This window comes from Brotaphodocola sp., assembly GCF_050873365.1.
Classification (GTDB): Bacteria; Bacillota; Clostridia; order Lachnospirales; family Lachnospiraceae; genus Brotaphodocola.
In genome coordinates this window covers 19,446-45,433 of sequence record NZ_JBNMIQ010000015.1, presented here as the reverse complement: position 1 = coordinate 45,433, position 25,988 = coordinate 19,446, and the positions used below count along the sequence as shown (strand labels likewise).

At 47.9% G+C, this 25,988-nt stretch carries 19 protein-coding genes; 2 read left to right on the top strand and 17 right to left on the bottom strand.

The window, feature by feature from the left end; all coding sequences use genetic code 11:
- Positions 1–304: 304 nt before the first annotated feature.
- The 8 genes from argH to aspS form a co-directional block, all read right to left on the bottom strand.
- Positions 305–1,681 carry an argininosuccinate lyase gene (gene argH, locus ACR0QT_RS08765; protein WP_432630436.1) on the bottom strand — a complete coding sequence of 459 codons (1,377 nt, stop codon included), beginning with the start codon at positions 1,679–1,681 and terminating at the stop codon, positions 305–307.
- Between the two features lie 39 nt (positions 1,682–1,720).
- Positions 1,721–4,558 (bottom strand): YfhO family protein, encoded by a 2,838-nt coding sequence (locus tag ACR0QT_RS08760; RefSeq protein WP_432630435.1) that lies wholly within the window; start codon positions 4,556–4,558, stop codon positions 1,721–1,723.
- Between the two features lie 76 nt (positions 4,559–4,634).
- The gene (locus ACR0QT_RS08755; RefSeq protein ID WP_432630434.1) at positions 4,635–5,048 is read right to left on the bottom strand and encodes a GtrA family protein; all 414 of its coding nucleotides are present in this window, start codon (positions 5,046–5,048) and stop codon (positions 4,635–4,637) included.
- 296 nt (positions 5,049–5,344) lie between these two features.
- Entirely contained in the window at positions 5,345–6,679 is a 1,335-nt protein-coding gene (locus tag ACR0QT_RS08750; protein ID WP_432630433.1) for an aminotransferase, read from the bottom strand.
- A gap of 240 nt (positions 6,680–6,919) precedes the next feature.
- On the bottom strand, positions 6,920–8,356 hold the full coding sequence (gene gatB / locus ACR0QT_RS08745) for an Asp-tRNA(Asn)/Glu-tRNA(Gln) amidotransferase subunit GatB (protein WP_432630432.1): 1,437 nt from the start codon (positions 8,354–8,356) through the stop codon (positions 6,920–6,922).
- Position 8,357: 1 nt separating this feature from the next.
- Positions 8,358–9,833 carry an Asp-tRNA(Asn)/Glu-tRNA(Gln) amidotransferase subunit GatA gene (gatA, locus tag ACR0QT_RS08740; RefSeq protein WP_432630431.1) on the bottom strand — a complete coding sequence of 492 codons (1,476 nt, stop codon included), beginning with the start codon at positions 9,831–9,833 and terminating at the stop codon, positions 8,358–8,360.
- A gap of 26 nt (positions 9,834–9,859) precedes the next feature.
- Positions 9,860–10,153: an Asp-tRNA(Asn)/Glu-tRNA(Gln) amidotransferase subunit GatC gene (gatC, locus tag ACR0QT_RS08735; RefSeq protein WP_432630430.1), complete on the bottom strand. Its 294-nt coding sequence runs from the start codon at positions 10,151–10,153 to the stop codon at positions 9,860–9,862.
- Positions 10,154–10,331: 178 nt separating this feature from the next.
- Positions 10,332–11,663, bottom strand: a complete 1,332-nt coding sequence (aspS, locus tag ACR0QT_RS08730; RefSeq protein WP_432630429.1) for an aspartate--tRNA(Asn) ligase — start codon at positions 11,661–11,663, stop codon at positions 10,332–10,334.
- Between the two features lie 773 nt (positions 11,664–12,436).
- Here aspS and ACR0QT_RS08725 point away from each other — a divergent pair.
- Positions 12,437–13,099 carry a manganese efflux pump MntP gene (locus ACR0QT_RS08725; protein WP_432630428.1) on the top strand — a complete coding sequence of 221 codons (663 nt, stop codon included), beginning with the start codon at positions 12,437–12,439 and terminating at the stop codon, positions 13,097–13,099.
- Between the two features lie 360 nt (positions 13,100–13,459).
- On the opposite strand, the gene ACR0QT_RS08720 is transcribed toward ACR0QT_RS08725, so the two are convergent.
- The 4 genes from ACR0QT_RS08720 to ACR0QT_RS08705 form a co-directional block, all read right to left on the bottom strand.
- Positions 13,460–14,272, bottom strand: coding sequence for a histidinol-phosphatase (locus tag ACR0QT_RS08720; protein WP_432630427.1), 813 nt, complete (start codon positions 14,270–14,272; stop codon positions 13,460–13,462).
- Positions 14,273–14,464: 192 nt separating this feature from the next.
- Positions 14,465–15,202, bottom strand: a complete 738-nt coding sequence (locus ACR0QT_RS08715; protein ID WP_432630426.1) for a hypothetical protein — start codon at positions 15,200–15,202, stop codon at positions 14,465–14,467.
- 474 nt (positions 15,203–15,676) lie between these two features.
- Positions 15,677–17,464 carry a dihydroxy-acid dehydratase gene (ilvD, locus tag ACR0QT_RS08710; protein ID WP_432630425.1) on the bottom strand — a complete coding sequence of 596 codons (1,788 nt, stop codon included), beginning with the start codon at positions 17,462–17,464 and terminating at the stop codon, positions 15,677–15,679.
- A gap of 212 nt (positions 17,465–17,676) precedes the next feature.
- The gene (locus ACR0QT_RS08705) at positions 17,677–18,444 is read right to left on the bottom strand and encodes a FadR/GntR family transcriptional regulator (RefSeq protein ID WP_432630424.1); all 768 of its coding nucleotides are present in this window, start codon (positions 18,442–18,444) and stop codon (positions 17,677–17,679) included.
- Positions 18,445–18,825: 381 nt separating this feature from the next.
- Between ACR0QT_RS08705 and ACR0QT_RS08700 the strand changes: the two genes are divergently transcribed.
- Positions 18,826–19,968 carry a DUF362 domain-containing protein gene (locus tag ACR0QT_RS08700; protein WP_432630423.1) on the top strand — a complete coding sequence of 381 codons (1,143 nt, stop codon included), beginning with the start codon at positions 18,826–18,828 and terminating at the stop codon, positions 19,966–19,968.
- A 217-nt stretch (positions 19,969–20,185) separates the two neighbouring features.
- Here the strand turns inward: ACR0QT_RS08700 and ACR0QT_RS08695 are convergent, their stop codons facing one another.
- The 5 genes from ACR0QT_RS08695 to ACR0QT_RS08675 form a co-directional block, all read right to left on the bottom strand.
- The gene (locus ACR0QT_RS08695; RefSeq protein ID WP_432630422.1) at positions 20,186–21,445 is read right to left on the bottom strand and encodes an HlyC/CorC family transporter; all 1,260 of its coding nucleotides are present in this window, start codon (positions 21,443–21,445) and stop codon (positions 20,186–20,188) included.
- A 424-nt stretch (positions 21,446–21,869) separates the two neighbouring features.
- Positions 21,870–22,820 carry a class B sortase gene (locus ACR0QT_RS08690; RefSeq protein ID WP_432630421.1) on the bottom strand — a complete coding sequence of 317 codons (951 nt, stop codon included), beginning with the start codon at positions 22,818–22,820 and terminating at the stop codon, positions 21,870–21,872.
- Positions 22,821–23,039: 219 nt separating this feature from the next.
- Positions 23,040–23,888 (bottom strand): Spy0128 family protein, encoded by an 849-nt coding sequence (locus tag ACR0QT_RS08685; RefSeq protein ID WP_432630420.1) that lies wholly within the window; start codon positions 23,886–23,888, stop codon positions 23,040–23,042.
- A gap of 22 nt (positions 23,889–23,910) precedes the next feature.
- The gene (gene srtB / locus ACR0QT_RS08680; protein ID WP_432630419.1) at positions 23,911–24,642 is read right to left on the bottom strand and encodes a class B sortase; all 732 of its coding nucleotides are present in this window, start codon (positions 24,640–24,642) and stop codon (positions 23,911–23,913) included.
- Between the two features lie 291 nt (positions 24,643–24,933).
- Complete coding sequence (locus tag ACR0QT_RS08675; RefSeq protein ID WP_432630418.1) at positions 24,934–25,977, bottom strand: DUF7601 domain-containing protein; 1,044 nt, start codon at positions 25,975–25,977, stop codon at positions 24,934–24,936.
- Between the last annotated feature and the right edge of the window lie 11 nt (positions 25,978–25,988).

Genomic DNA, 25,988 nt, shown 5'->3' with positions numbered 1-25,988 from the left:
TGAAGCGTCGGTGTTTAGGTCGCGTACTTTGCGACCTTATGCACCGTTACGCTGAACCCGGAGTGCGAACGAGTTTGCACGACTTATCCCGCCGTCGGAGCCACCCCAAAAGCTACTAAAACCCCCTTAGAATCAAGATCATGGTAATCATCAATAGTTGAACCTTCCCCAAAAGCTACTAAAATCCCTTAGAATCTTAATTTCTTAGGATCTAACATGCTTACAATTAAATAATCTGCCTGCATTCTGCATGTATCTGGAAATAAAAATGCAAATTATCAGAAATGTATCAGAAATGTTGATCTTACTTCTCCGCCAGCTCTTTCTCATAAATCGCAATCACCTGCTTCATCGCATCCGGTCCCGGAGCGCCGATCGTAACACGCTTCTGTACACAAGTCTTCATGCTGATTGCCTCATAAACATCCTGCTCGAATACCGGGCTGATGCTCTTGAACTCCTCAAGGCTCAGATCATCAAGTGCACAGTTCTTCTCGATACACATCAGAACCAGCTGACCTACAATTCCATGAGCATCACGGAACGGAACCCCATGATTTACAAGGTAATCTGCTGCATCCGTCGCATTCGTGAATCCGTGCTTTGCGCTGTCCTCCATACGGTTCTTGTTGAATGTCATTGTGGAAATCATTCCGGTGAACAGAGCCAGACTTCCCTTTACGGTATCAATCGCATCAAACGTCAGCTCCTTATCCTCCTGCATATCCTTATCGTAAGCTAACGGAATTCCCTTCATCACCGTCAGAATCGACATCAGCGCGCCGTACACACGACCAGCCTTTCCGCGAACCAGCTCTGCGATATCCGGATTCTTCTTCTGTGGCATGATACTGCTTCCGGTGCTGTACGCATCATCGATCTCAACAAAACGATACTCATTGCTGTTCCAGATGATGATCTCCTCACAGAAACGGCTCAGATGCATCGCGATCGTGGAGAGTGCAGAGAGAAGCTCAATTACATAATCACGATCAGAAACAGAATCCATACTGTTTAAGGTCGGACCATCAAAACCGAGAAGCTGTGCGGTGTACTCACGATCCAGCGGATACGTTGTTCCTGCCAGTGCTCCAGAACCGAGCGGGCAGTAATTCATACGCTTGCGAATATCATGCAGACGACCGCGGTCACGGCGGAACATCTCAAAATATGCTCCCATATGGTGAGCCAGCGTCACCGGCTGTGCCTTCTGAAGGTGAGTAAATCCCGGCATCCAGGTCTCCAGATTCTCTTTCATAATCTTTAAGAGCTCCTCAAGAAGCGTCTTTACCAGACCATCGATCTCATCAATCTCATCACGACAGTAGAGCTTCATATCCAGTGCAACCTGGTCGTTACGGCTACGTCCGGTGTGCAGGCGCTTTCCTGCCTCTCCGATGCGCTCCGTCAAATTTGCCTCAACGAAAGAGTGAATATCCTCATGCTCCTTCGTAAATACCAGCTTCCCAGACTCAAGATCTGCAAGAATTCCTTTGAGTCCCTCAATGATCGCCTTCTTGTCGTCCTCAGAGACAACACCCTGCTTTGCCAGCATCGTCACATGGGCAATGCTTCCCTCGATATCCTGATGATAAAACTTCTGGTCAAATGACAGAGATTCATTAAAATTGTGTACCAGCTGATTTTCCTCTTTTGTGAAGCGTCCGCCCCATAATTTCATAGTGCTGTTCTCCTTTTCTTCTGTTTTATTTTATACCTTTTAGATCTTTCTATTATTTTCATGATCATCTTCCCCATCACTCTGATTCTGTTGGTTCTGTCCATGTTTTTGCTCATACAGACGGGCATTTCGAAACAGACGCGCCGTTCCAAAAATAATCAGCAAAATCACAATGCTTCCGACTGTAATCCATGCACCAGGCATCAGACCTTCCGGGAAATATTTCATGGAAATCGTGTGTTCACCCGGAGTCAGATCGACTCCGATAAAAGCATCCAGCACTTTCTCTGCTGTCTGCTCCTCTCCATCTACAAAAATCTTCCATCCCTTGTCATACGGAATGGTCGTCATCATCACTCCTGAATCCTTGCAGGTGATCGTTCCCTCAAGCGTACTGTCTGTCCAGCTTGTCAATGTCCACGGCTGTTCAGACAATCGATCATAGACGGACCTAAGTCCCTGCTCCGAGAATCGATAGACACTCGCATCGAGCGGTTCGCTCGTCTCCTCCGCCGTCAGGACAACCTCCTCGCCGGCAACACACCAGCCCAGCTCCAGAAGATACCCGCGATCCGTGTTCGTGAATATCCGGCTTCCATTCCAGGTGTCTACTGAAACTTTTTCCACCTTCTTATTTCTGACATAGGCATAATACAATCCACTCTGTTCCGGAGTGAAACTCATCGAAACTCCGTCATCCGCGACATCCATCATCATCTCGAGCACCTGGTCGGCTCCGATCGCATCCGCAAGACTGTTCTGGACATCCGCCGGCTTGCTGTTGTCAATCTCCCATTTCAGGAAGAAATCGCGATCCACGAGGAATCCGAGTGGAAGTGTATACTTATTTTCATACAGCCAGGTCTCACTTTCCTGTGCAAGAAACGTCTGAAGTCCCGAATCCGCTTGTTCCTGCGGATAAAGCCCGTATTTCACAGAAAACAGAGAGTCGATTAGCGGGGTGCTTCCCGTAATGCTGTATGCATTCGTTGAACTCTCACATCCCAGTTTCTTGAAAAGTTTTGAGAGATCGGCGCTCGCAGTCGATGAGAACAGTGATACAGACGGGAAATGCATCCAGGCACCATCGTTTTTTGTCTTTCCCTTATCCTTCTTTATTCGGAAAAATGTCTCATTCGGCTGAACCGTCGAGACAAGATTCTCCACTGCCGAGTTATCTTTCGTGTACTCTGTCCGGCTCGTCGTCGTCACACTCGTGACTGCCGTGTTGACAGCTGACTCAATCGTCACAACAGCAAGCGTATAAAATAGGATGATACAGCGCCATCTCGGCTTTTTCTTATACCACGCAATTCCCGCAAGGTAAAGTGCTAAAAACAAAATTGCGACGTAGAAAACCGCAAAATGAAACTGTTCATTGTTCTCAAGCAGTTTCTGTGCCATCAGCACAAAGGCAACCGCATATCCAAATGACCGCACAACCTGTTTCCACGGTGTCTGCTCCAGATGAATATAAGCCTCATAACAGATCAAAAGCACAAGCCAGATATAAATGTAAGACTGGCGACACGGAAGACTGTTCGGATAGTGAAATCCATGCCAGATATAGTTGAGCACATTGATCGAAAAGCTCGCGAGAAAGAGCAGAAGGAGAACACAGGATACCACTTTTTCCTTCGGACGGATCTGCCGACAGCCCAGATAGAGGAAAAACAGCATGATCACAGCGACTCCGCAGTAAATGTTTGGCCAGTGATCCAGCCCGATCTCCGTCTCGACATTTCCAATGTGACGCGCAAGCATATCAAAGATCGAAAAATACTGCGTGAAAGTCTGCGGAAACGTCGAACTTCCCGACGCCGTCGATTGCAGAGCAAAAATCTCGGGCAGAAGAACGACTGCCGACAGACCTCCCGCCAAAAGCGAGTAGCCCGCAAACTGAAACAGACGTCCGACAAATTTTTCGAGTGTCATCTCCTGCTCCAGAATCAAAAGCGCAATCATATAGAAGACGAGGAACATGCAGGTCATGATCGAGATATAATAATTGGAAAGGATCGAAAATCCAAGCAAAAGGCAGTACGCCATTCCCTTTCCCTCTTTGACCAGATGCTCGAGCGCCAACATAATCAATGGGAAGACCACGATGCAGTCAAGCCACATGATGTTCCAGCTGTATGCCGCCATATATCCCGACAACGCATAGAAAATGCCAAAAAATACGATTCCAAAGTCCTGCGTCTTGCAGTGGTGTCTCAGATAATACGCCATGCTCCAACCGCAGAGTCCGATTTTTACGACAATTGAGATTGTCATAAATTCAATCACATACTTTGCCGGGCAGAGAAGAATCAGCCAGTTCAGCGGACTCGCCAGATAGTAGGCAAACAGTGCCGCGAAATTGACTCCCATTCCAACATCCCAACTGTACAGCAGGCTTCCACCGTGCGTCAGCTTATAGCGAAATTCCGAGAAAAACGGTGCATACTGATGATACATATCCGTCCTGAGAAACGATTCCTCCCCAAACGGGAAAATTCCTCTCTGAATAAAAATCAGCACCATGACAATCACCGGAATGAGAAAGGACATCAACAGCGCATACCGGGGACTTACCATCTTCAGATTCGGAAATACTTCTGATTCATATTCATATCCCTCATACTCACCCTGTGACTGCCTCCATCTCGAACTCTGATTCTGGTTTTCAGCCTCGTTCGAATTGCATCTTCGATTGTAATCCTCCCGATCTTGTTCCTCAAGATCATTTTCGAGATCCTCAATCAGCGCCCGCTCCGCCTTCTTTGTCTCCTCTTCCTGACGGCGTGCGCGAATTTTCGCAGTCAAACTGCTCTCACTCGTCTCCCAACCGTCCCGCCAGACTGGATGACGGTCTTTTTTTGTCTCATTTTGCATAAATCAATCCCCTGATGTATTCGCAGTCGTGTTATTTCCTTTTTAATTTAATTTAATCATTTCTTTAATTAAATAATTATTTTCTTTTAAATATGAAGAGTTTGCTCAATACATAATTCAAAACCAAAGAAATCACTGACACTGCAATTTTACAAATAAAATCATGCGAAATTTTCAACCCACTGACCATGACGATCATTGCGACCAGTGTAAACAGCCCGGTTGCCATCCGGCAGATCACGAAAGAAGAAAATTCCCTCCACACCTTGCCCGGGTGAAGATCCCAGCTGTTGAAGACAAACAGCTTATTTGTGACAAAGGCAAACAGCACTGCCATCGCCCAGGAAGCGATTGTCGCCAAGCGATAATCCATCCCCGCTCTTCTCATTACCCAGTAGCTGATCCAGTCCGTCAGGGTTGTCAGCACGCCAAAGATCAGGTAGGAAACCGTTTCCCGGTTCACAAACTTCTTCCATAAACGTTCCGCCATTTTTTCTCCCCGATTCATTTCCTGATACACTCGTTCGACCTCTCAAACTTGTTTTTATCGGAAATTCTGATAATTTCTGATGATAGGTCTCACTTTATTTGAGTCTATGCTCACCCGAAAAACAGATTCTTTCCCGAGCGCGCATATAGAGTCATTATAGGACAGAGAACAAAAAATGTAAAGGCGTGATAAATCTCTCTTTTAAAAAGAGGAGTTCCCACAGAACAATGAGATTTTCCTCTGTTCCATGACAACTCCTCTTCTGTCACCGTCTTATTTCCGTAACCTTTTTTCTTTTATGCTTCTGCCTTGCTCTCTGCCGGAGCTACTGCCTTTTCAGACTTCTCCTTGTCTGCAAGCAGTTTGTCGATGCTGACAATCTTTACGCAGAGTGCAAACAGCTCCATCGCTACGATCAGATCACCTAACGGCGGATAGGAAGGAGCGATACGGATGTTGCTGTCGTGCGGATCTTTTCCATATGGATAGGTTGCGCCGGCACCGGTCATCACAAGACCTGCCTTCTTACACTTTGCAACAACGTCCTTTGCACAGCCCTCAAGCGTATCGAAGGAGATGAAATAACCACCCTTCGGGGTCGTCCAGCTTCCGATTCCAAGACCGCTCAACTCTCTGTCGAGAATGCTTGTAACTGCCTCAAACTTCGGGCGCAGGATATCAGCATGGCGACGCATATGCTCTACCATTCCGTGAATATCCTTGAAGAAACGCACATGACGAAGCTGATTTACCTTGTCATGACCGATTGTCTGATACTTCAACTGCTTCTGGATATCCTCCAGGTTGTTGCGGGAAGTTGCGATTGCCGCAATACCGGAACCCGGGAAACTGATCTTTGAGGTGGACGAGAACTTGTATACCAGATCCGGATTTCCGGCGCGCTTACACTCTGCCAGAATCTCAATCAGATGATCCTGATCGTGGTCATACAGATGATGGATGCCATACGCATTGTCCCAGTAAATACGGAAATCCGGAGCTGCCGGTTTCAGGCGGGCAAAACGGCGAACCGTCTCATCGGAGTAGCTGTTTCCGGTCGGGTTGGAGTACTTCGGCACGCACCAGATTCCCTTGATGCTGTCATCGGTGGATACAAGTTTCTCAACCATATCCATATCCGGACCATCCTCGTTCATCGGAACGTTGATCATCTCAATTCCGAAATACTCAGTGATTCCGAAATGACGATCATATCCCGGAACCGGGCAAAGGAATTTTACCTTGTCAAGTTTGCACCACGGAGTAGAACCCATTACACCATGTGTCATCGAACGGGATACGGTATCGAACATCACGTTCAGGCTGGAGTTTCCGTAGATAATGATATTGTCCGGAGATACCTCCATCATATCACCAATCAGTTCCTTTACCTCCTTGATGCCGGTAAGAACGCCGTAGTTACGGCAGTCGGTTCCATCTTCACAGGTGAGATCTGAATCGCTGTTAAGCACATTCATCATCTCCATGGAAAGGTCAAGCTGCTCTGCGCTTGGCTTACCGCGGGACATATCAAGCTTTAAGTCTTTTCCCTGGAATTCCTTGTACTGGGCAGAAAGTTTTTTTCTGAGTGCCTGTAATTCTTCCTTGCTCATCTCTGCGTATGACTGCATCTTCTCGTCCTCCTCATCTGGCGGGCCGGGATGCCAGATGAGATCCGGCACCCTCGCCTCTATTGCTTTCTATTTCATTTTACATGAAACTCTAATGACTGACAATCTCGCATTTGTACAAAATTTAACGAAATTTTCACCTTTTCTTTTGACGTTATGCGTTTTTATCATCGGATCCTTCATTTTGCACATTCCGCTTTTGTTTTCCACGCCACGCTCGCTACGCTACATCTATTTACTCTACTTGCTCATCAGCTCGCGCACAAGTGCATTGACGACAGCAGGATCTGCCTTGCCCTTCATCGCACGCATCGTCTGACCGACGATGAATCCCATCGCCTTTTCTTTTCCTGCCTTGAAATCTGCGACAGACTGCGGATTCTTCTCGAGGAGTTCCTCGATCGTCTTTTTCAGAGCGCCCTCATCGTTGACAACCTTGAGTCCGTGTTCCTCGACATAAACTTCCGGATCGACATCCTCGTTGAAGATTGCCTCAAAGACATTTCTTGCAACGGTGCGGTTTACAACATTCTTGTCCACAAGCTCAATCAGCTTTGCAAGATGTGCCGGGGAGAACTTCATCTGATCGGCATCCTTCTCCTGCTCCTTTAAGAGACGCATTGCCTCAGTCATCAACCAGTTCGAGACTTCCTTCGGCTTTCCGGAAAGTTTCACAGTCTCCTCAAAGACATCTGCCATGTGCTTAGAAGCCGTCAGAATCTCAGCATCGTACTGCGGAAGACCAAATTCTTCCTGGTAACGCGCAAGTTTCTCGGTGCGAAGCTCCGGCTGTGCATTGCGCACGCGCTCAAGCCACTCGTCGCTGATGATGACCGGTGTCAGATCCGGGTCCGGGAAGTAACGGTAATCCTGTGCATCCTCCTTCGAACGCATCGCACGGGAGGACTCTTTGTTGTCGTCCCAACGACGAGTCTCCTGAACAACCTTTCCGCCATCCTCAAGAATCTCAATCTGACGCTCCCGCTCTCCCTCAATCGCACGAGCGATCGCCTTGAACGAGTTTAAGTTCTTCATCTCGGTTCTCGTTCCGAACTCCGGTGCTCCGACCTCGCGGACGGAGAGGTTGACATCGGCACGCATCGAGCCCTCCTGAAGCTTACAGTCGGATGCTCCGAGGTACTGGATGATCAGGCGAAGTTTCTCGAGGTAGGCAATGACCTCGTCCGCACTTCTCATATCCGGCTCGGAAACGATCTCGATCAGCGGAACTCCGCTTCGGTTGTAATCGACGAGAGAGCAGTCCTCCCACTCATCGTGAATCAACTTTCCGGCATCCTCCTCCATATGGATCTCATGGATACCGATTTTCTTCTTTCCGCCTGCGGTCTCGATCTCAACCCATCCATCATGACAGATCGGAAGATAGAGCTGGGAAATCTGATAGTTCTGCGGGTTATCCGGGTAGAAATAGTTCTTTCGGTCAAACTTGCAATACTGGTTGATTCCGCAGTTCGTTGCAAGACCAACTGCAAGCGCATACTCAACAACCTGCTTGTTTAAAACCGGCAGAGAACCCGGCATACCGGTGCAGACCGGGCAGGTGTGGGTGTTCGGCGCACCGCCAAACGCTGTGGAACAACCGCAGAAAATTTTGGTTTTGGTCGCCAGCTCTACATGAACCTCAAGACCGATGACCGTCTCATACTGTTTGCTCATCTTATCTCTCCTCCCGTTCTGCCAGTTCTGGCGCCTCATAGCCACCGCGACTGCACTCAAATGCATAACCTGCGCGGATGATGTTTTTCTCCTTGAAGCAATCACCGATCAGCTGAAGTCCGATCGGAAGTCCCTTGGAATCTTTCCCACACGGAACCGTCATTCCCGGGAGACCTGCAAGGTTTACAGAGATTGTGTAGATATCTCCGAGATACATCTGAAGCGGATCGCTCAGGGATTCGCCGAGCTTCGGGGCTGTCGTCGGGGCAGCCGGTCCGAGAATCACATCGTACTTCTCAAACGCCTTGTCAAATGCCTGCTTGATCAGTGCCTTTGTGCGCAGTGCCTTCAGATAATAAGCGTCATAGTAACCGCTCGAGAGAACGAAGGAGCCGAGCATGATACGGCGCTTTACTTCTGCTCCGAATCCCTCGGAACGAGTCTTTTTGTACATATTATGAAGACCTTCGTACTCTTTCGTGCGGTAGCCGTACTTCACACCGTCGAAACGGGAGAGGTTCGAGCTTGCCTCTGCGGACGCGATGACATAATATGCCGGGATCGCATACTCGACAAGGCTCAAGTCAAACTCCTCAACAATCGCACCCTTTGCCTCGAGAACTTTTGATGCATTCAGGATGGCTTCCTTTACCTCCGGGTCAAGACCTTCTCCGAGATAATCTCTCGGAATTCCGATTCTCATCCCCTTCACATCATCGACAAGCGCGGAAGTGAAATCGCAGTCCTCACGCTTCACCGAAGTGCTGTCCTTCGGGTCGTGAGAAGCAATCACTTCAAGAATTGTTGCACAGTCGGTCACATCTTTTGCAACCGGTCCGATCTGATCGAGAGAAGAACCGTAAGCGATCAGACCATATCGGGAAACCGTTCCGTAAGTCGGCTTGATTCCGGTAACACCACAGAATGAACTCGGCTGACGAATCGAACCGCCGGTATCTGAACCAAGTGCGAAGAAGCACTCATTTGCGGAAACTGCTGCACAGGAACCGCCGGAAGAACCTCCCGGAACATGCTCGGTGTTCCACGGGTTTTTCGTCACGCCGTATGCGGAAGTCTCAGTTGTGCTTCCCATTGCAAACTCATCCATGTTCGTCTTTCCAAGAATGATTGCGCCCGCCTTCTGTAAGTTCAAAACTGCCTCAGCAGAGTAGGTCGGAATAAAGTTTCCAAGAATTTTGGAACTGCAAGTCGTCAGCAGATCCTTCGTGCACATATTGTCCTTGATTGCAACCGGCACACCTGCGAGCGGTCCGGTCAGGACTCCATCCTCAATCTTTTTCTGCACTTCCTCTGCCTGCTTGAGTGCGCCCTCCTCATCGACCGTCACGTAACAGTTTAAGGACGGCTCCAATGCCTTGATCTGCTCGAGAACAGCCTTCGTGGCATCCACAGCGGTTACCTCGCCCGCTTTAATCTTTTTGCCGAGCTCAACGGCAGTTAAATCCAATATACTCACCGCGTTTTCCTCCTGTCCTTCTCTTCTTATTCTACGGTCTTCGGCACTTTGAATGCGCCGTCCTTCTTCTCCGGTGCATTCTTGAGGATATCCTCATGATCATCACCGTTTGTCACGACGTCCTCACGGAACACGTTGTTGACCGGAAATACATGGGACATCGGCTCTACTCCGCTTGTATCTAACTCGTTCAGCTTATCAATGTAGTCGAGCATTCTTCCCATATCTTTCTTTGCTTCCTCTTTTTCAGTCTCAGAAAGCTCCAGCTTCGCCAGAATGCCAACATACTCAATCGTCTCGTCACTGATGATATTTGCCATCGTTCTCTCTCCTTTCACGTTCCAAATTCTGTTTTCACGTTCACGCTTTTCGCATTTGTGCATTTATGCATTTATGCTTCTTGCACTTGTGCTCTTCGTATTTACATTCTTTGTATTTACGCTCTTGGCATTTATGCTTTTCACATTTATGCTTCTTGCACTTATATTTTTCAGATAGTTACGGTTCCAGTCTCGTCACATCACGCGGGAAGAGAGAAGTCTCGCGGACGTTCTGCTCATCTAACAGACGCATCGTCAGACGCTCAAGACCAATTCCCAGACCGCCGTGCGGTGGCATTCCGTACTTGAAAATCATCAGATAATCCTTGATGTCCTCCGGATCCATTCCACGTTTTGCCATCTTCTCAAGAATCATGTTGTAATCATGGATTCTCTGTCCACCGGTCGTGATCTCAAGTCCTTTGTAGAGAAGATCAAAGCTTAAGGTGAAACGCGGATCTGCCGGATCATCCATCGCATAGAACGGACGCTTCTTGCTCGGATAGTGAGTGACAAAAACGAAGTCGCTGTTGTACTCTTCCTTGAAGTAACGACCGATCAGCACTTCCTCCTCCGGCTCAAGATCAAATGGGTTGCGGATCTTTCTGTTGTACTTCTCAGCGACAAGCTCTTTTGCCTTGTCGAAACGAACCTGCGGGATCTTTTCGATGTTCTCGAGCTGAATTCCAAGCATATCGAGCTCTTTCTTGTACTCCTTGTTCAGAAGTTCCATCGTGTACTTGAGGAAACCGGTCTCCATCGCCATCACATCCTCGAAGCTGTCGATGTATCCCATCTCAAAGTCAAGACCGATGTACTCGTTTAAATGACGGGTGGTGTTGTGCTTCTCGGCACGGAACACCGGAGCGACCTCAAACACGCGGTCAAACACACCGACCATCATCTGCTTGTAGAACTGCGGGCTCTGTCCAAGCTCTGCCTTCTTGTTGAAGTAGTTCAGCTTAAAGACGTTTGCTCCACCCTCAGCTCCGCGGGAAACGATCTTCGGGGTGTGCACCTCGGTGAATCCCTGAGAGGAGAGGAACTCGCGGAACCCGCGGACAATTCCTTCCTGAACTTTGAATTTTGCACGCTCTCTGACGTTTCTCAAAGAAATCGGGCGAAGACCAAGTTTCGTCTCAAGGGAAGTGTTCATCTTCCACTTGTTGATTGCGATCGGCATTCCCTCCGCCGGCTCAGAGAGCACGCGGATTGTCTGCAAACGAATCTCGAAACCGTGCGGAGCACGCTCCTCAAGAGCAACAACACCGGTGACCTCAACTGCTGACTCCTCTTTGAGTTCTTTTAAATTGAACTCAGTCTTTCCCTCTTCAAATACGCACTGAACGAGGCCCTCTGCCTTTCGCAGAATCACGAAAGCAACCTCTCCCATATCCCGGACATTGTGGACAGCTCCGTTCATACAAACGGTCTTTCCCACATAATCCTGATCCAGAATCTCTTGGATGCCCACAACTTCTTTTTCTTTTACTCCTGTTAAAAATTCCATGTCTTTTTTCTCCTTACCTGTATGCGTTTTTGGATTCTAAATCGCGATTTCCGAAAGCGGATCAGACATAGGTTTTTAAATATTGGATAATAAAAAACCCGCCCCGGAATATCGCTGCATATTCCGGGACGGGACATTATTCTCATGTTCCGCGGTACCACCCGCATTGAGGCCGATCCAGTGCAAAAACCGGCACTCCTCTCTCGACATGTAACGTATGTCTGACGGATACCCCTACGCAATTTCCCGAACAAAATCAAGATTCATCTTGGTTCATTTGGAAATTCTTTCAGAATACCAGCTCCGGAGTGTTCCCTTTCGCCAAGTCCAACATGACCGCGCTCTCAGTCGGTGACGCCGTCTTCCTGTCGAAGTCCTTCTGGCAAGAGTCTCCTTCTCAGCCGTTTTGGTGCTTTGCCGCACTAAATTGGTATTATATTAGCACATGCTTTTTTCGTTTGCAATACCTAATTTTCACAAACATCTATCTTTTCAGGAGCACGGTTTCTGTTGATATTGACTTGAATTTGGATGATTTTTTGCACATACGACAGTCTGGAATCATATTCTGAATACAGAAAACCAAACTGGAAATCCTGATTTTTCTGAAGATTCCTGCATAAAAAACGATAAAAAGCGATACACCCGAAAAAGAGAACGAGTGAGAATTTCTTGCCGTATTTTTGCTAAATGCCTGTGAAACTCGATTAATTGTGGAAACTCTGAAGATTCTGGATTATTGTAAACAAGAAAGTGGGACCAGGAGGTCACTCATGCATATTTTGGAATTGTTTTTCATCGCCGTCGGACTCTCAATGGACGCAGGGGCAACTGCGATCTGCAAAGGGCTCGCAATACCCGATGTCCATCTCCACCACGCGGTTGCAATCGGCGCTTATTTTGGCATTTTTCAGGCTCTGATGCCCCTGATTGGCTACATACTCGGAAGTCGTTTTCTCGATGTGATCGGGCAGTTTGACCACTGGATCTCCTTCGCTCTGTTTGCCGTTATCGGGGGAATGATGATTCATGAATCGTTTTGGGAGGAATCGAAAACAGGTACAAAAACAGATTTACAAACCGATACAAAGAGTCTAAACAGTCCTGAAGAACTGAAATCAAACTTAGAAATTGAGACAAAAAAAGAGACCAGCTCGGGTGCAAATGCCTCCCTGCATGTCTCTGAAATGCTCCTTCTCGCTGTCGCAACAAGCATTGATGCTCTGATCACCGGAATCACATTTGCATTTCTGAATGTGCAGATTCTTCCCGCTGTTTTGATGATTGGGATCACAACATTTTTGCTCTCTGTGATATGCACCCTCGCCGGGAGCAGACTCGGAACTCGCTTTCACTCCTATGCCGGTCTCGCGGGTGGGATTTTGCTGATTCTGATGGGGTTTCGGATTCTTGTACGGCATTTGCATTTGATGTGAATTGTATTTGGGTGCTTGGCTCCTCCGGCGGAAGAAAGTCATGCAAACTTACTCATGCTTACGCGTTGCATAAGCATGAGCGGATTTTGCCAATGCTTCGCATCTTAAATTGGCAAAATCCTGCAATAATTACTTTATCATACGGTATTTTCGGTTCCGAAAATACCTCCCCATAACGTATTAATAATTCAACTACTCCGGGTTCGACGTAGCAGTGCATAAGGCTGTAAACTACACAGCCTAAGCACTGACGTCTCACACGGGTTTGCATATACTTTCCCGCCCTCCGTCGCCTTCCAAGCCTATAAAAAAATTTCTTAAAAGATCTAACACTTTACTTGAGCAAAAAATATCTAATTATTATATCTCAACTTCACGGAAACCCTCTGGTCTGAGCACTGTAACTCGGTGAAATCCACACTCTACTGCAAGGCGCAGTGCCTGGTCAAATGCAAATCCAATCGTATCTGCATGATGGCTGTCTGAGCTGATCATAATTCGACCACCCATATTTTTCAGTTCCTTGAGCAAAAAAGCGGACGGATACGGTTCGGTGCGGTAACCGCGCGAGATTGCTCCGGTGTTGATCTCAAATGGAATCTCTGCCTCGTTGAGTCGGCGCAGTGCAGTGAGTGCCGGTTCTCGATACTCATCTCTTGTCACATCAAAATGACGATTGTTTTCGTTAAATTTTGTCAACAGATCAAAATGTCCGATCCAATCACATTCCATTCTGTCAATGATCGTTGCCTCTAACTCAAAATAATCCCTAACAAATGCATACCAGTCCCCATTCCAAAGAGTCTTCACCGCATCGATGAGTTTTTCTTCCGTATCATCCACAGACACATAAACTCCATTTTTGCAGACACAATGCGTAGAACCAATTGCGTACTCCGCTTTCTGCACCGGTCCGAGACAATCAAGCTCTATTCCCGCATAAATCCGAATCCGATCTGCATACTCTTCTCGAAGTGCCCGAATTTCGTTCAAATATTTAGCAAGTTTTTCATCTGACATTCCAAATCCCGGTTCTGCAAACGAATAATCTGCATGACCTGAAAATCCAAGATCCGTAAATCCCATCCGACACGCCGACTCAATCATCTCTCTCGGTGTGCTCTTTCCATCGCAATAAGTTGTATGTGTGTGATAATCCGCCAGAAGTCTCATTTTCTTTCCCCCGCGTTCCTTTTTGTTATACAATTTGATATTTATCTCGTGATTCCGCTTTGGTTTCTATTTTTCCGCACTACATTTTGTGTAGTTCTCTGTTGTTTTTAATTTTTGATACCGCAAAGGGTGTCTTCAAATCAGACACCCCTTACAACAAAATCTATTCTATATTACTTTTTTTCATTCTTTTTATTCGTTGAACAGAATCAGCTTCTGTGCCTGGTTCTGCGCATCGCTCCAGATCAGCACACGGCTTCCATCAACCACATCAATCAGCTTCACAATCTGTCTCGTCAGATAAGGCTGAATCGGACAATCTGATGCAATCTGATACGTTGTTCCCGCATCACTCACAAGTGTCCAGCTTTCATCCTTGTTCTCTTCCATGGACTTTACTTTCACATACTCCGGCGCTTTTGCGTCAGCAGGAACCTTGCAGACAATAAATTCTGCATTCGTCTGCGGTGGCAGGCTCATCGTCATAGCCGGTCCAATGTAGGCATAAATCGTATCGCCCACTTTGATCTCAGACAGATCTACCGGAAGTCCCTGCTCTCCATCTACAATCGTAGTCGTATCTGAGCTAACTGTCAAAACAACCTCTCCCGCATAAGAATTTCCAGACTGATTGTCCATTGTGATCTGTCCATTTTCCACACTCAGAACCGGACCCGAAATGCAGAAACTCTCCTCCGACACATCACTCTCCGCCTCAGAAGTCCCAGAAACCTCGGAAGGCGCCATTGCGGTTGTTCCTGACGCATGCTCTGGTTTTACCGCCTCATTCGCTGTCACTTCACTTGTCTTTGCCCCAGTCTCAATAACGGCTGTCTCCTTCACATCGCACCGTTTTGCACATCCCGTCGCCGTCACTGCAAACATCATCACACATCCCGCTGCCATTAATCTCATCTTGTTTTTTCTCATAGAATTCCTCCGTCTATCTTCGTATTAACCGAACAATAACTTTAACTATCTCTTCCTGCAAACTTTCATTTCAATTCTGATTTTCTGATATATTTTACTTTTTACAGATCCTATATCTTATCACATCAGATATATCTTCTCTGTACTCGCAGTATATCAAAAAGCCCGCAGAAATACTATTGAAAAAACAAGACATTTCTCTTACAAATTTATGTAGATGAGTTCTACCTTCTCAATGTTTTCAAGGAATTTATTCGTACACTAGGCAGGGGTGACGCAGACGAAAAAGTCAATGCAAACCCGTGTGAGACGTCGGTGTTTAGGTCGCGTTCTTTGCGACCTTATGCACCGCTACGTCGAACCCGGAGCGAGAGCGCGTTTGCATGACTTATTTCTCTGTCGGAGCCCCTGTTATCACCTGCCCAACTTATATTCCTGCGGAGCCCTCCAGCATCCTCAAACGCTCAAGCCAACTTACTCCATATATCCGCCCTTCATCGGCGACACTGCGTGCTGGGAATACAACTTTAAAATTCCCTTCTGATACCGCGGTGCCTTTGGCTTCCACGCCTTCTTTCTCTCCTCAAGAATCGCCGTAATCTCCTCCGGCGGAAGCTCTTTTCCATCGACTCCGACAATCTCAAGAATGCGCGCCGGAACATCAATATGGATCAAATCATTCTCCTCCACAAGTGCAATCGGACCACCACTCGCCGCCTCCGGGCTCACATGACCGATAACCGGTCCTCTCGATGCCCCCGAGAAACGTCCATCCGTAATCAACGCTACACTCGATGCAAGTTCCGGATCGGAACAAATCGCCTCACCCGTGTAGAACATCTCCGGCATTCCGCTTCCCTTCGGTCCCTCATATCGAATAAAGATCGCATCCCCCGGCTGTACCTGCTTTTTGAGAACGGCATCGATGCACGCCTCCTCACTGTCAAACGGTCTTGCGCGCAGAACTGCCTGAAACATCTCCTTCGGGCAAGCCGTATGCTTGATCACGCATCCCTCCGGAGCAAGATTTCCGCGCAGAATTGCAATGCTTCCGTCCGTTCCCTTTGCATCATCGAAATTGTGGATGATCTCAGTGCGGGAAATCTCACGTCCAAGCTCCTTGCTCTTCTCTCTCAAAATCTCCTCGCAGTGCTCATAGAATCCATTTTTCTTCAGCTCGTCCAGATTCTCCCCGAGCGTCTTTCCAGTCACAGTCATCACATCGAGGTGAAGCATCCCTCGAATCTCCTCCATCACACGCGGAACACCTCCTGCATAGTAAAAATACTGTGCCGGCCAGTCACCAGACGGACGAATATTTAAGAGATAATGTGCCCCGCGATGCATCCGATCAAACGTATCTGCATCGATCTCAATGCCAAATTCATGCGCGATTGCCGGAATATGCATCGTGGCATTTGTGGAACCAGAGATTGCCGCGTGAACCATGATCGCATTCTCAAAACTCTCCTTCGTCACAATGTCCTTCGCACGAATTCCCTGACGTACAAGATTCATCAGCTGTTTTCCCGCATCGTAAGAAGCCTGACGCAGTTCCGGAGCCGTTGCCGGCATCAGCGCCGTTCCCGGAAGCATCAGTCCAAGGGCTTCTGCCATAACCTGCATCGTCGATGCCGTTCCCATAAAGGAGCAGGCTCCGCAGCTCGGGCAGGCATTCTCCTTGTAGTAATCAAGCTGTTCCTCCGGGATCTCACCGCGCTTTTCCTGAGCATCAAATTTTCCGATCTGCTCAAGCGTCAGCAGTTCATTGATTGCACAGCCCGGATCATTCTCGACATATTTAGGAGTGATTTTGTGTGCCTCCATCACGCCACCGGTCACAACAATCGCACTCATCTCCTTGAGTTTTCCAATTCCCATCAACATTGCCGGCATTGACTTGTCACAGCTTGCGATAAACACTCCACCATCAAATCCAATCGAATTTCCGTGAATCTCGACCATATTTGCAATCATGTCACGGCTTGCCAGCGAATAGTTGATTCCATCATGTCCCTGAGAAATGCCATCGCAGATATCCGTCGCATAGTAGCGCGCCGCTTTTCCACCTGCATCCTTCACACCGCTCACTGCCTGCTCCACAAACTGGTTGAGATGCGCACTTCCCGGATGGCTGTCTCCAAACGTGCTCTCCACGAGAATCTGCGGTTTTGAGAGATCTTCCTTCGTCCAACCCATTCCGATCTTCAGCGGGTCATTTTCCGGTGCCAGTTTTCGAATCGTCTGACTATACAGTTCCATATTCTTGTCCTCCATGCTTTTTATCGATCATTTTCCAGTAATTCATCAGATGTTTTTATATTTTCATCGTAGCATATTGGACTTTATTTTTCAATACGTCAGATGTATTTTTCTGCTATTTTGGCATTTTTCCCAAACAAAAATTCCTGCATTCTCACTCTAGTTTATCTCGCTTTGTTTTATCTTACTTTGTTTTATCTCACTCTGATTTATCAATCATCCAACGACTGTTCTTCCTGCATTCTCTGCTGAATCATTCTCCGATTGAATGTCATATGCATCACCATCGCGCTCCGTGCTCCGACCGGATCATGAAGTGCAATCGCATCCACAACCGCCTGATGCGTCAGAATCGTCTCCTCCTTCAACTGCTGATGCGTCACATCCACAAACATCAGCACCGCCGAATCGATGATCGGAACAAGCTGGCGAATCACACGATTTCCGGAACACTCCGCGACACTGCGGTGAAACGCAATATCCTCCTCAATATAATCCTCCCCGGCACGAATCTTCCGCTCCACACTCTCGCAGATTTTTTGAAGCGCCTCGATCTGCTCTTTCGTCGCATGGAGGGCTGCCTGCTCCGCAATCCCCGGTTCCAAAATCAAACGTGCCTCTGCCAGGTCAAGCGCCAGCGCCATCTTGTCCTTCTCCCCGCCAAGTCCAAGCGGGTCCTGATCTGCCGGTGTTGTGCTCGTTACATAGGTTCCTGAGCCCTGACGCACTGAGAGAATTCCTCTCGAGATCAACAGTTTCACCGCCTCGCGCACGGTACTTCGCCCGACCCCAAATTTTTCCGCCAGCTCAAACTCATTTGGAATTTTCTCCCCGATTGCAAACGGTTTTTCCAAAATATATTCATAAATCCGGTGCTGAACCTGCTCCGCCAAATGGCTGTTTTTCACCTTTGATTTTGCTGGTTTTTGCGCCCCTGATTTCGCATTTTCTATGTTTGATTTTATTTTTTCTGATTTCATAAATAAATCCCTTCAAATCCTTTCGTTCGATCATTCATCATACGGCTGTGATGCAGAATTTTCATTCAGAAAATTCCTATTTACAAACTGTAATCACTATATGTTACAGTTTATGCGTTGCACAAACTGTAACGGATTTTGCCGATGCTTCGCATCCTAAATCGGCAAAATCTGCTTCCACCACTGTATCATACGGAATTTTCAGTTCAGAAAATTCCTATTTACAAACTGTAATCACTATATCATTATTTATCTGAAAAATCCACGAAAACGCTTGACCTAAAGTATACTTTAAGTGCTATACTCTTACTGATAAAATAGGTCAACTAGGAGACTTTTTAAAAACTCAAAGTCAAGGAAAAAGGAAAGAGGAATATTCACATGGCAAAATCAAAAGTTTATTTCACAGACTTCCATACCATCGCATTTGGAGACAGTCTTCCAACCAAATTAAAGAAACTGATCAAAAAAGCCGGCATCGGTGACATCGATATGAACGGCAAATTTGTTGCAATCAAGATGCATTTCGGCGAGCTTGGAAACATCAGCTATCTGCGCCCGAACTATGCAAAGGCAGTTGCCGACGTTGTAAAGGAGTTCGGTGGAAAGCCGTTCCTGACCGACTGTAACACGATGTATCCGGGTAGCCGTAAGAATGCACTTGAGCATCTCGAGTGTGCCTGGGAGAACGGCTTCACCCCGCTCACCGTCGGTTGCCCGGTTATCATCGGCGATGGCTTAAAGGGAACCGATGACATCGATGTTCCGGTTGTCGGTGGTGAGTATGTAAAATCTGCAAAGATCGGACGCGCTGTCATGGATGCCGACGTTTTCATCAGCCTGACCCATTTCAAGGGTCATGAGATGACCGGTTTCGGCGGTGCGATCAAGAACATCGGTATGGGTTGTGGTTCCCGCGCCGGAAAGACCGAACAGCATTGCAGTGGCAAACCGCACATCGACGAAGCACTCTGCCGTGGATGTACTCGCTGTCAGAGAGAGTGTGCAAATGGCGGTCTCGTATTTGACAAGGAAGCCCGCAAGATGCACGTCAACCAGGACAACTGTGTCGGCTGTGGTCGCTGTCTTGGAGCATGTAACTTTGATGCGATCAGCTTTGATAACAACAATGCAAATGAGCTCTTAAACTGCCGTATGGCAGAGTACACCAAGGCCGTTGTCGATGGTCGCCCGAACTTCCACATCTCCCTGATCGTGGACGTTTCCCCGAACTGCGACTGCCACGGTGAGAACGATGTTCCGATTCTTCCGAATATCGGTATGTTCGCTTCCTTCGATCCGCTTGCCCTCGATCAGGCTTGCGTGGATGCCTGCATGAAAGCATCTCCGATGCCGGGAAGCCAGCTCGACCGCCATATGTCCGAGCCTCACTTCCACGATCATCACGATCCGTTCCGCAACTCCACCCCGGAGTCTGAGTGGCGTTCCTGCCTTGAGCATGCAGAGAAGATCGGTCTTGGAAGCCGTGATTACGAGCTGATTGATTGCCGTCAGGGTCATTAATCATTAACTAACACCGAAACCACGGAATCTCTCCGTAATCCGATCTGTACGATCTGTAAAAGAAAAGAAACGAAACATCTGCTACATACAGATACCACATACGAATTCTACAAACAAAAACAGCTGTGATTCAGCTGGGGAATCATCTCCCCACTGTCTCACAGCTGTTTTTCTATCATTCAAAGTGAAACACCGTCATTCCGATTGCCTATTTTTCCTAGTCTTCCTCGTCTTTCTCCTTCTTCGGAAGAATCTCAATCTTCACCCGTTCGACGCGTCTGCGGTCCATCTCGAGTACCGTAACCTTCAAATCCTCGCCGGTGATCACATCTCCCTCATCCGGAATCTCACCCGACAGATCCATCACCCATCCACTGACGGTCTGCGCCTCACTCTCGGTCTCCCGTCCGATCAGATCCATGAACTTGTCAAGATTTACATCTCCGCGCACAATATATTCATGATCGGAAATCTTCTCGATCTCCTGAATGACCTCATCATGCTCATCCCAGATTTCTCCAACAAGCTCCTCCAGAATATCCTCAAGCGTCACGATTCCCGCCGTTCCACCGAACTCATCGGCAATCACAGCGATGTGCATTTTCTGTTGCTGAAGCTCTTTGAGCAGAGAACCAATCTTCTTGCTCTCCGACACAAAGAGCGCCGGGCGGATGATATCGGCGAGCTTTCCGCCCTTGTGATAAACCTTAGAATAAAAATCTTTCTGGTAAATAATTCCGACGATGCAGTCAATATTTTCCCGGTAAACCGGAAGACGGGAAAACATCGTCTCCGCAAACACCTGATCAATCTCCGTCAGCTCTGCGTCCTCCGGCACACCGATCACATCGACACGCGGAGTTCCGATGTCCATGACATCCCGCTCCGTAAACTCTACGGCATTTCGGATCAGGCGTCCCTCCTGCTCATCAATTCCACCGTCTTCCTTCGCTTCCTCCACGAACGTCAGCAGTTCTTCCTCTGTGATTCCATGATCGTTCTCCATCTGGAATAACTTTGCAAGCAGTTTTTTCCACTGCGCAAACAGGAAGTTTAACGGCGTCAGAATCTTTGTCAAAATGTTCATAAACGGCGCAGAAAACATTGCAAACTGTTCCGGCATTTCCTTTGCAACACTCTTCGGCGTTACCTCACCAAACACGAGCACCACAATCGTCATAATCACCGTGGAAACGCTCGCGCCGTTCTCCTCTCCGAGAATCCGCACGCACATCAATGTTGCCAGTGACGTTCCCAAAATATTTACAATGTTGTTTCCGATCAGCATCGAGGACAGCATATTGTCAAAATTATCCTCCAGCTTCATCACTAGCTCCGCTCTCTTGTTTCCCTTATCCGCCATATTTTTGACTCGAATTCGGTTTAGCGAAGAAAACGCCGTCTCCGTCGCCGAAAAATAGGCAGACATCACCAGGCAGACAAGAATCACTGCCAACTGTACACTGTTACTACTCATCACACTCTCTCCTTTAGTTCCATCTCTGTTTCCATTTTTCCTGTCTAATACTTTTTGAGGATACCCATTCTTCCACTTATTTTCATTCTCTGTGTCGTTTGACACGCACAAAAGGCACAGCCTGCTCTCCCCTTAGAGAACAGACTATGCCTCTTCTATCTCACAACGCATCATAAACATATGGTTTTCATCACTGTCACTCTGGTTGTCGCTATCGTCCATCTGATAAAAAATCCTTTCTGCTTGCACATGAATATCCATGAAACAGATTTCATTATAAAAAAAATCTCATTTTCTGTCAATAGTCTCGTTGCAGGATCACACTTCACATGACCTTTCTTGTTATTGTTCACGCGCACGTGCCCAGTAACGGAATTTGCCGTGGCTTCGCATTTAAATACGGCAAATTCCCGCTACCACCACGTTATCTTACGGCACTTTCGGTTCCAAAAGTGCCTACCTCTGAACAGTAACCCTTTCTTGCCACAACGACAAACCGCCCATTTTTTGCATGATAACTACAGGTGGAAAGCATCAGGATCTGATCTCCATACTCGGGCACAATCCCCGTGTCATAACAGGCATGTCCACGAATCTCCCGAATCAAATTTTGAAACGCCTCCTGATCCAGATTTCCCGCATAGCGATAATAGGGGAAATTCTCCCCTCGACCATCTGCATTCGCCCCCGTCGCCATTTCCGTTTCCGAAACCATTTCTGATTCTGAGACCGTTGTCCGAAACACGGCAAAAACCTCATACGAGCACGAAACTTCCGGCATATAAAAGTGAATCTGGCGATGATTTTCCCAGTACTCTTTTTTTTCATAACGCCTGAGCGAGCCAAACATCGTTCCATTTCTCATATTGTGCCCGTAGATCAACAGACAGTCACTCTCCGCCCCGCATCCCTGTGCAAAAAACAGGCTTCCACCTGCCGAAGATTTTCCAAAAAAATCTTTTCGCAGATATTTTTGAGGATCTCCCGGATCATTCATAACCGGAAGATCAACCGCCGTTCCCGGAATCCAGAGCCATCCTGCAAAATCCGAATTGAGATCACTCAATTTTGCGTAATCGCGGGTCGCGTGATCCCTCTCCTGCTCAAGAAGATTTTTCTTCTGCATGTTCTGATCTGGCATTTCCTGCTCGGATGTCCCCTTTTTCTGTCCTTCCTCCAAATCAGCCCATGGCAAAAACCGGGACTGCGTAACTGTGCCTGTCTCCTGCCGTGTCAATTCTGCAAGCTGTGCAATCGTATCCGCCTCCCTGACTGCCTGCATCCGGGTTCGCCCCCACTCGACAGAAGAAATCAGAAATACGACTGCACAGATCAGAATCCCAATTCGTCCTCCCGCATGTTCCCGTTCTTTCATTTTTTTCCTGTTTTTCATGTTCTTTTATTTTATTTCTGTTCTCTCATCAATCGCTCTCGTCAATCCCTTTTTCTCTGATTTTCCGCTCACTCTTCTCTCATTCTTTTTGTCTCTTCATCAATTTCTTTCTCATCCATCTCTTTTATCGGTCTCTCTTATCTATCTCTCTCATCGGTTTTGCGTCATCTCATTTTTATGTTTCCTCATCGGCTTCCATCTTCATGCCAGACGGCTTCCATTTTCCTCCGCTTTCCGTCTCTTCTTTCCGACAAAGGTTCCGATCACAAGCGCAGTTCCGACCACTCCGGAAACACCTGCAAGTACTGCCCACAACCATTCATGGGTGAGATCCCCGGTCTTAGGCAGGGCAAACGGCTGAGGAAGCACGACTTCCTGCTCAGGAAACAGAATATCCGGAAATGTCTCTGCCGGCTCGCCAGCCGTCGTCTCCGACGTACTCGTCGAACCTGAGCTTCCCGATGATGAAGATCCTCCCCCCGACGACGAACCACCGCCAGAATGACCACCGCCTTCGGATGAGTGTGAATACTTGTTTGCAAACAAAATGCTTTCCGCCTTCGCTCCGGGTTCTGTCTGATTGTCCCCCGCACGCTTTTCCACGGAAAGTCCACTCTCAAGTTTGCCATCCGATCCATTTAAGATGTGCACGGTCACCTGATAAACACTCCGATCCAGAGTGAAATTGGACCGATCCTGCGTCGTCTGCGTGATCTCATACTCATAATTTCCCGGCACTGAATACGCAATCCGCTCAAAGACCACATTCTCCCCGGCATTTGCGGTCAGCACAAATCGATCGACATCTCCCGCCGTCTCCGGCATCGGTGTCCCCGCCTGCTTTCTTGCAAGCTCGATCTGGTAGGTCATTCCTGACGGCGCATTTCCCGATGTCTGCACCTGTACGGGAATGGATACCCAGATAAGATCGGACGATGCAAATGCCACTGCCGGAAGTGCCACAATTCCGACCACCACTGCCAGAAACACAGCGATTCCCGTCGCCACGACAGACTGTATCGACAACCATTTTCTTTTTATCTGATCCATATTTCCCGCTCCTCCTTCCGTTTTATTCCAACTTTCCAAACAACACAACGCGTCCATCCGTCTGTGCGTCTACACAGGTTGACATTCCCACAATCTGATCGGAATTACTCACGCCAATCTCCCGATAAATGGATGCTCGATTTCGAAGTTCCTCAAGAAGTCTTTCATTCTGATATTCCGGTCCCGGATGATAGACAAGCGGATCGTAGGCATTTGTCTCCAGACAGGCAAACAGGACAATGCGATAACGCTTCTGGGGCAAAATCAAGGTTCCTTCCGGATGCGCCTCAAAGTATTCCGAATCAAGGAATTCCATCACATCTCCGAACATCCCTCCATTATCCATGTGATGACCATAAATCAGGTTATAGGGGTCTGAGAAATCCGGGCTGTTCAGACATGATAAAAAGATCGATCCCGTCAGGGCAAATTCCCCGAACACATTCTTATTGATGTACGTCATATCATCCTCTCCCTGCACAACCGGATAATCGATATGCGTTCCCTCAATCGTCAGCCACCCCCGTGTATCCGGATTCAGCCTTATCAGTTCATCCAGACTGTACGTCTCCTCTCCTCCATCCGCACCCGGCTTGTATTGCAGAAGCCGTTCATTTGAGAAAGCCTCCCGACCAAGCTGGAAGTTCTCCCAGAGCGACCAGCCACCAAAGAAAAGCATCAGCAAAATCAAAATGCCCGCCAGAATCCGAAGCATCCGGTTTCCCGCCCACGCCATACGCCCTACCAGTTCCACTCTGGGATTCCTCCTTTCTCACCCAAGGATGCCATCATACTATTAATTATCTTGATCGTCACAAAGGCTCTACTGAATCCTATCTTTTCATCTACCTCGCCACACTCACATTATTAGCGACGTAAGGCGAGAAAGATCCTGCAAACCCGTGTGAAACGCCGGTGTTTAGGTTGCGTATTTTGCAACCTTATGCACCGTTGCGTTGAACCCGGAGCGAGAGCGCGTTTGCAGGACTTTCTCTCGCCGTCGGAGCGCCTCACTTCATAACTCGCTCCATCAAACTATTAAACCTTACTCCTCTCTCTTCTTGCGGAAGAACATACCACCGAGTGCTCCCGCTGTTCCGAGCATCAGCGCATACGGTCCAAATTCCATTGCAATACCGGTCGGCGAAGTGATAGTCTTATCATTCGTGTAAACAACCGTGTCATCCCCAGTGTCTGTCTTACCGGTTGCAGTCAGACCATCTGAGGAATCTGCACCCGTGATCGTCGTCGCATATCCATCGGATGCATAACTTGCCTCGACGATCGTATAGACATCATTTGCGGAAAGTCCATAGACCTCGATCGACTCACCGTGCTTGAGGGATATCGTCACAGCATCCGCTCCACTTGTGAGCACGAGCGTGCTTCCATCCGCGAGCGTGTAGTTTGTCGCATACTTCTCATTTTCCTGTCCGTTCACCTGGATCGTGAACTCAAACTCCTTGTCGCGATTACCCTGATTACCGGTTACCTCCTTCGTCAGAGTCAGCTTATGTACACCATCATAATCATTTCTGAACACCAGATCATCTGACTTGTTCTCTCCATCATCCAGTGTCGCCTTCACCGCAGACACGATATATCCGGTGTAGTCGTCATTGTTCTCCACATAGACATAGACATCATAAACACTCTCATCATAGGTGATTCCTTCATACCGGTCTGCCAGAGCTTCCGGAATGTTCTCCTTCACCTGATAATGATAGACACCCGGAGCCGTAAACTTCGTCGCATCCACCAGAATCGCTCCGGTCTTGCTGTACTCCGCAAGCACGCCCTCATTTCCCGGTGTAAAGTCAAAGGAATTATTCGGGTCTAACGTCAGACCTCCGCTAACACCGGCATAGACTACCTGATTTCCAAAGGTTCCTGCCTCACCCTCGGTAAGCTCAAACGAGAACGAGGTCGCCGGTGAGTACGTCTTTCCGTCTGTTGGAACCTTCTTGATCAGACTCACAGACTCAATCGGTGTCACCTCTGCAAATGCCGGAAGCGCTCCGATCGAAGACAGCGCTACTGCCGTCATCGTTACCACCATAGCCTTCTTTCCCATTCTTCTTCGTCTCATAGATAATCCTC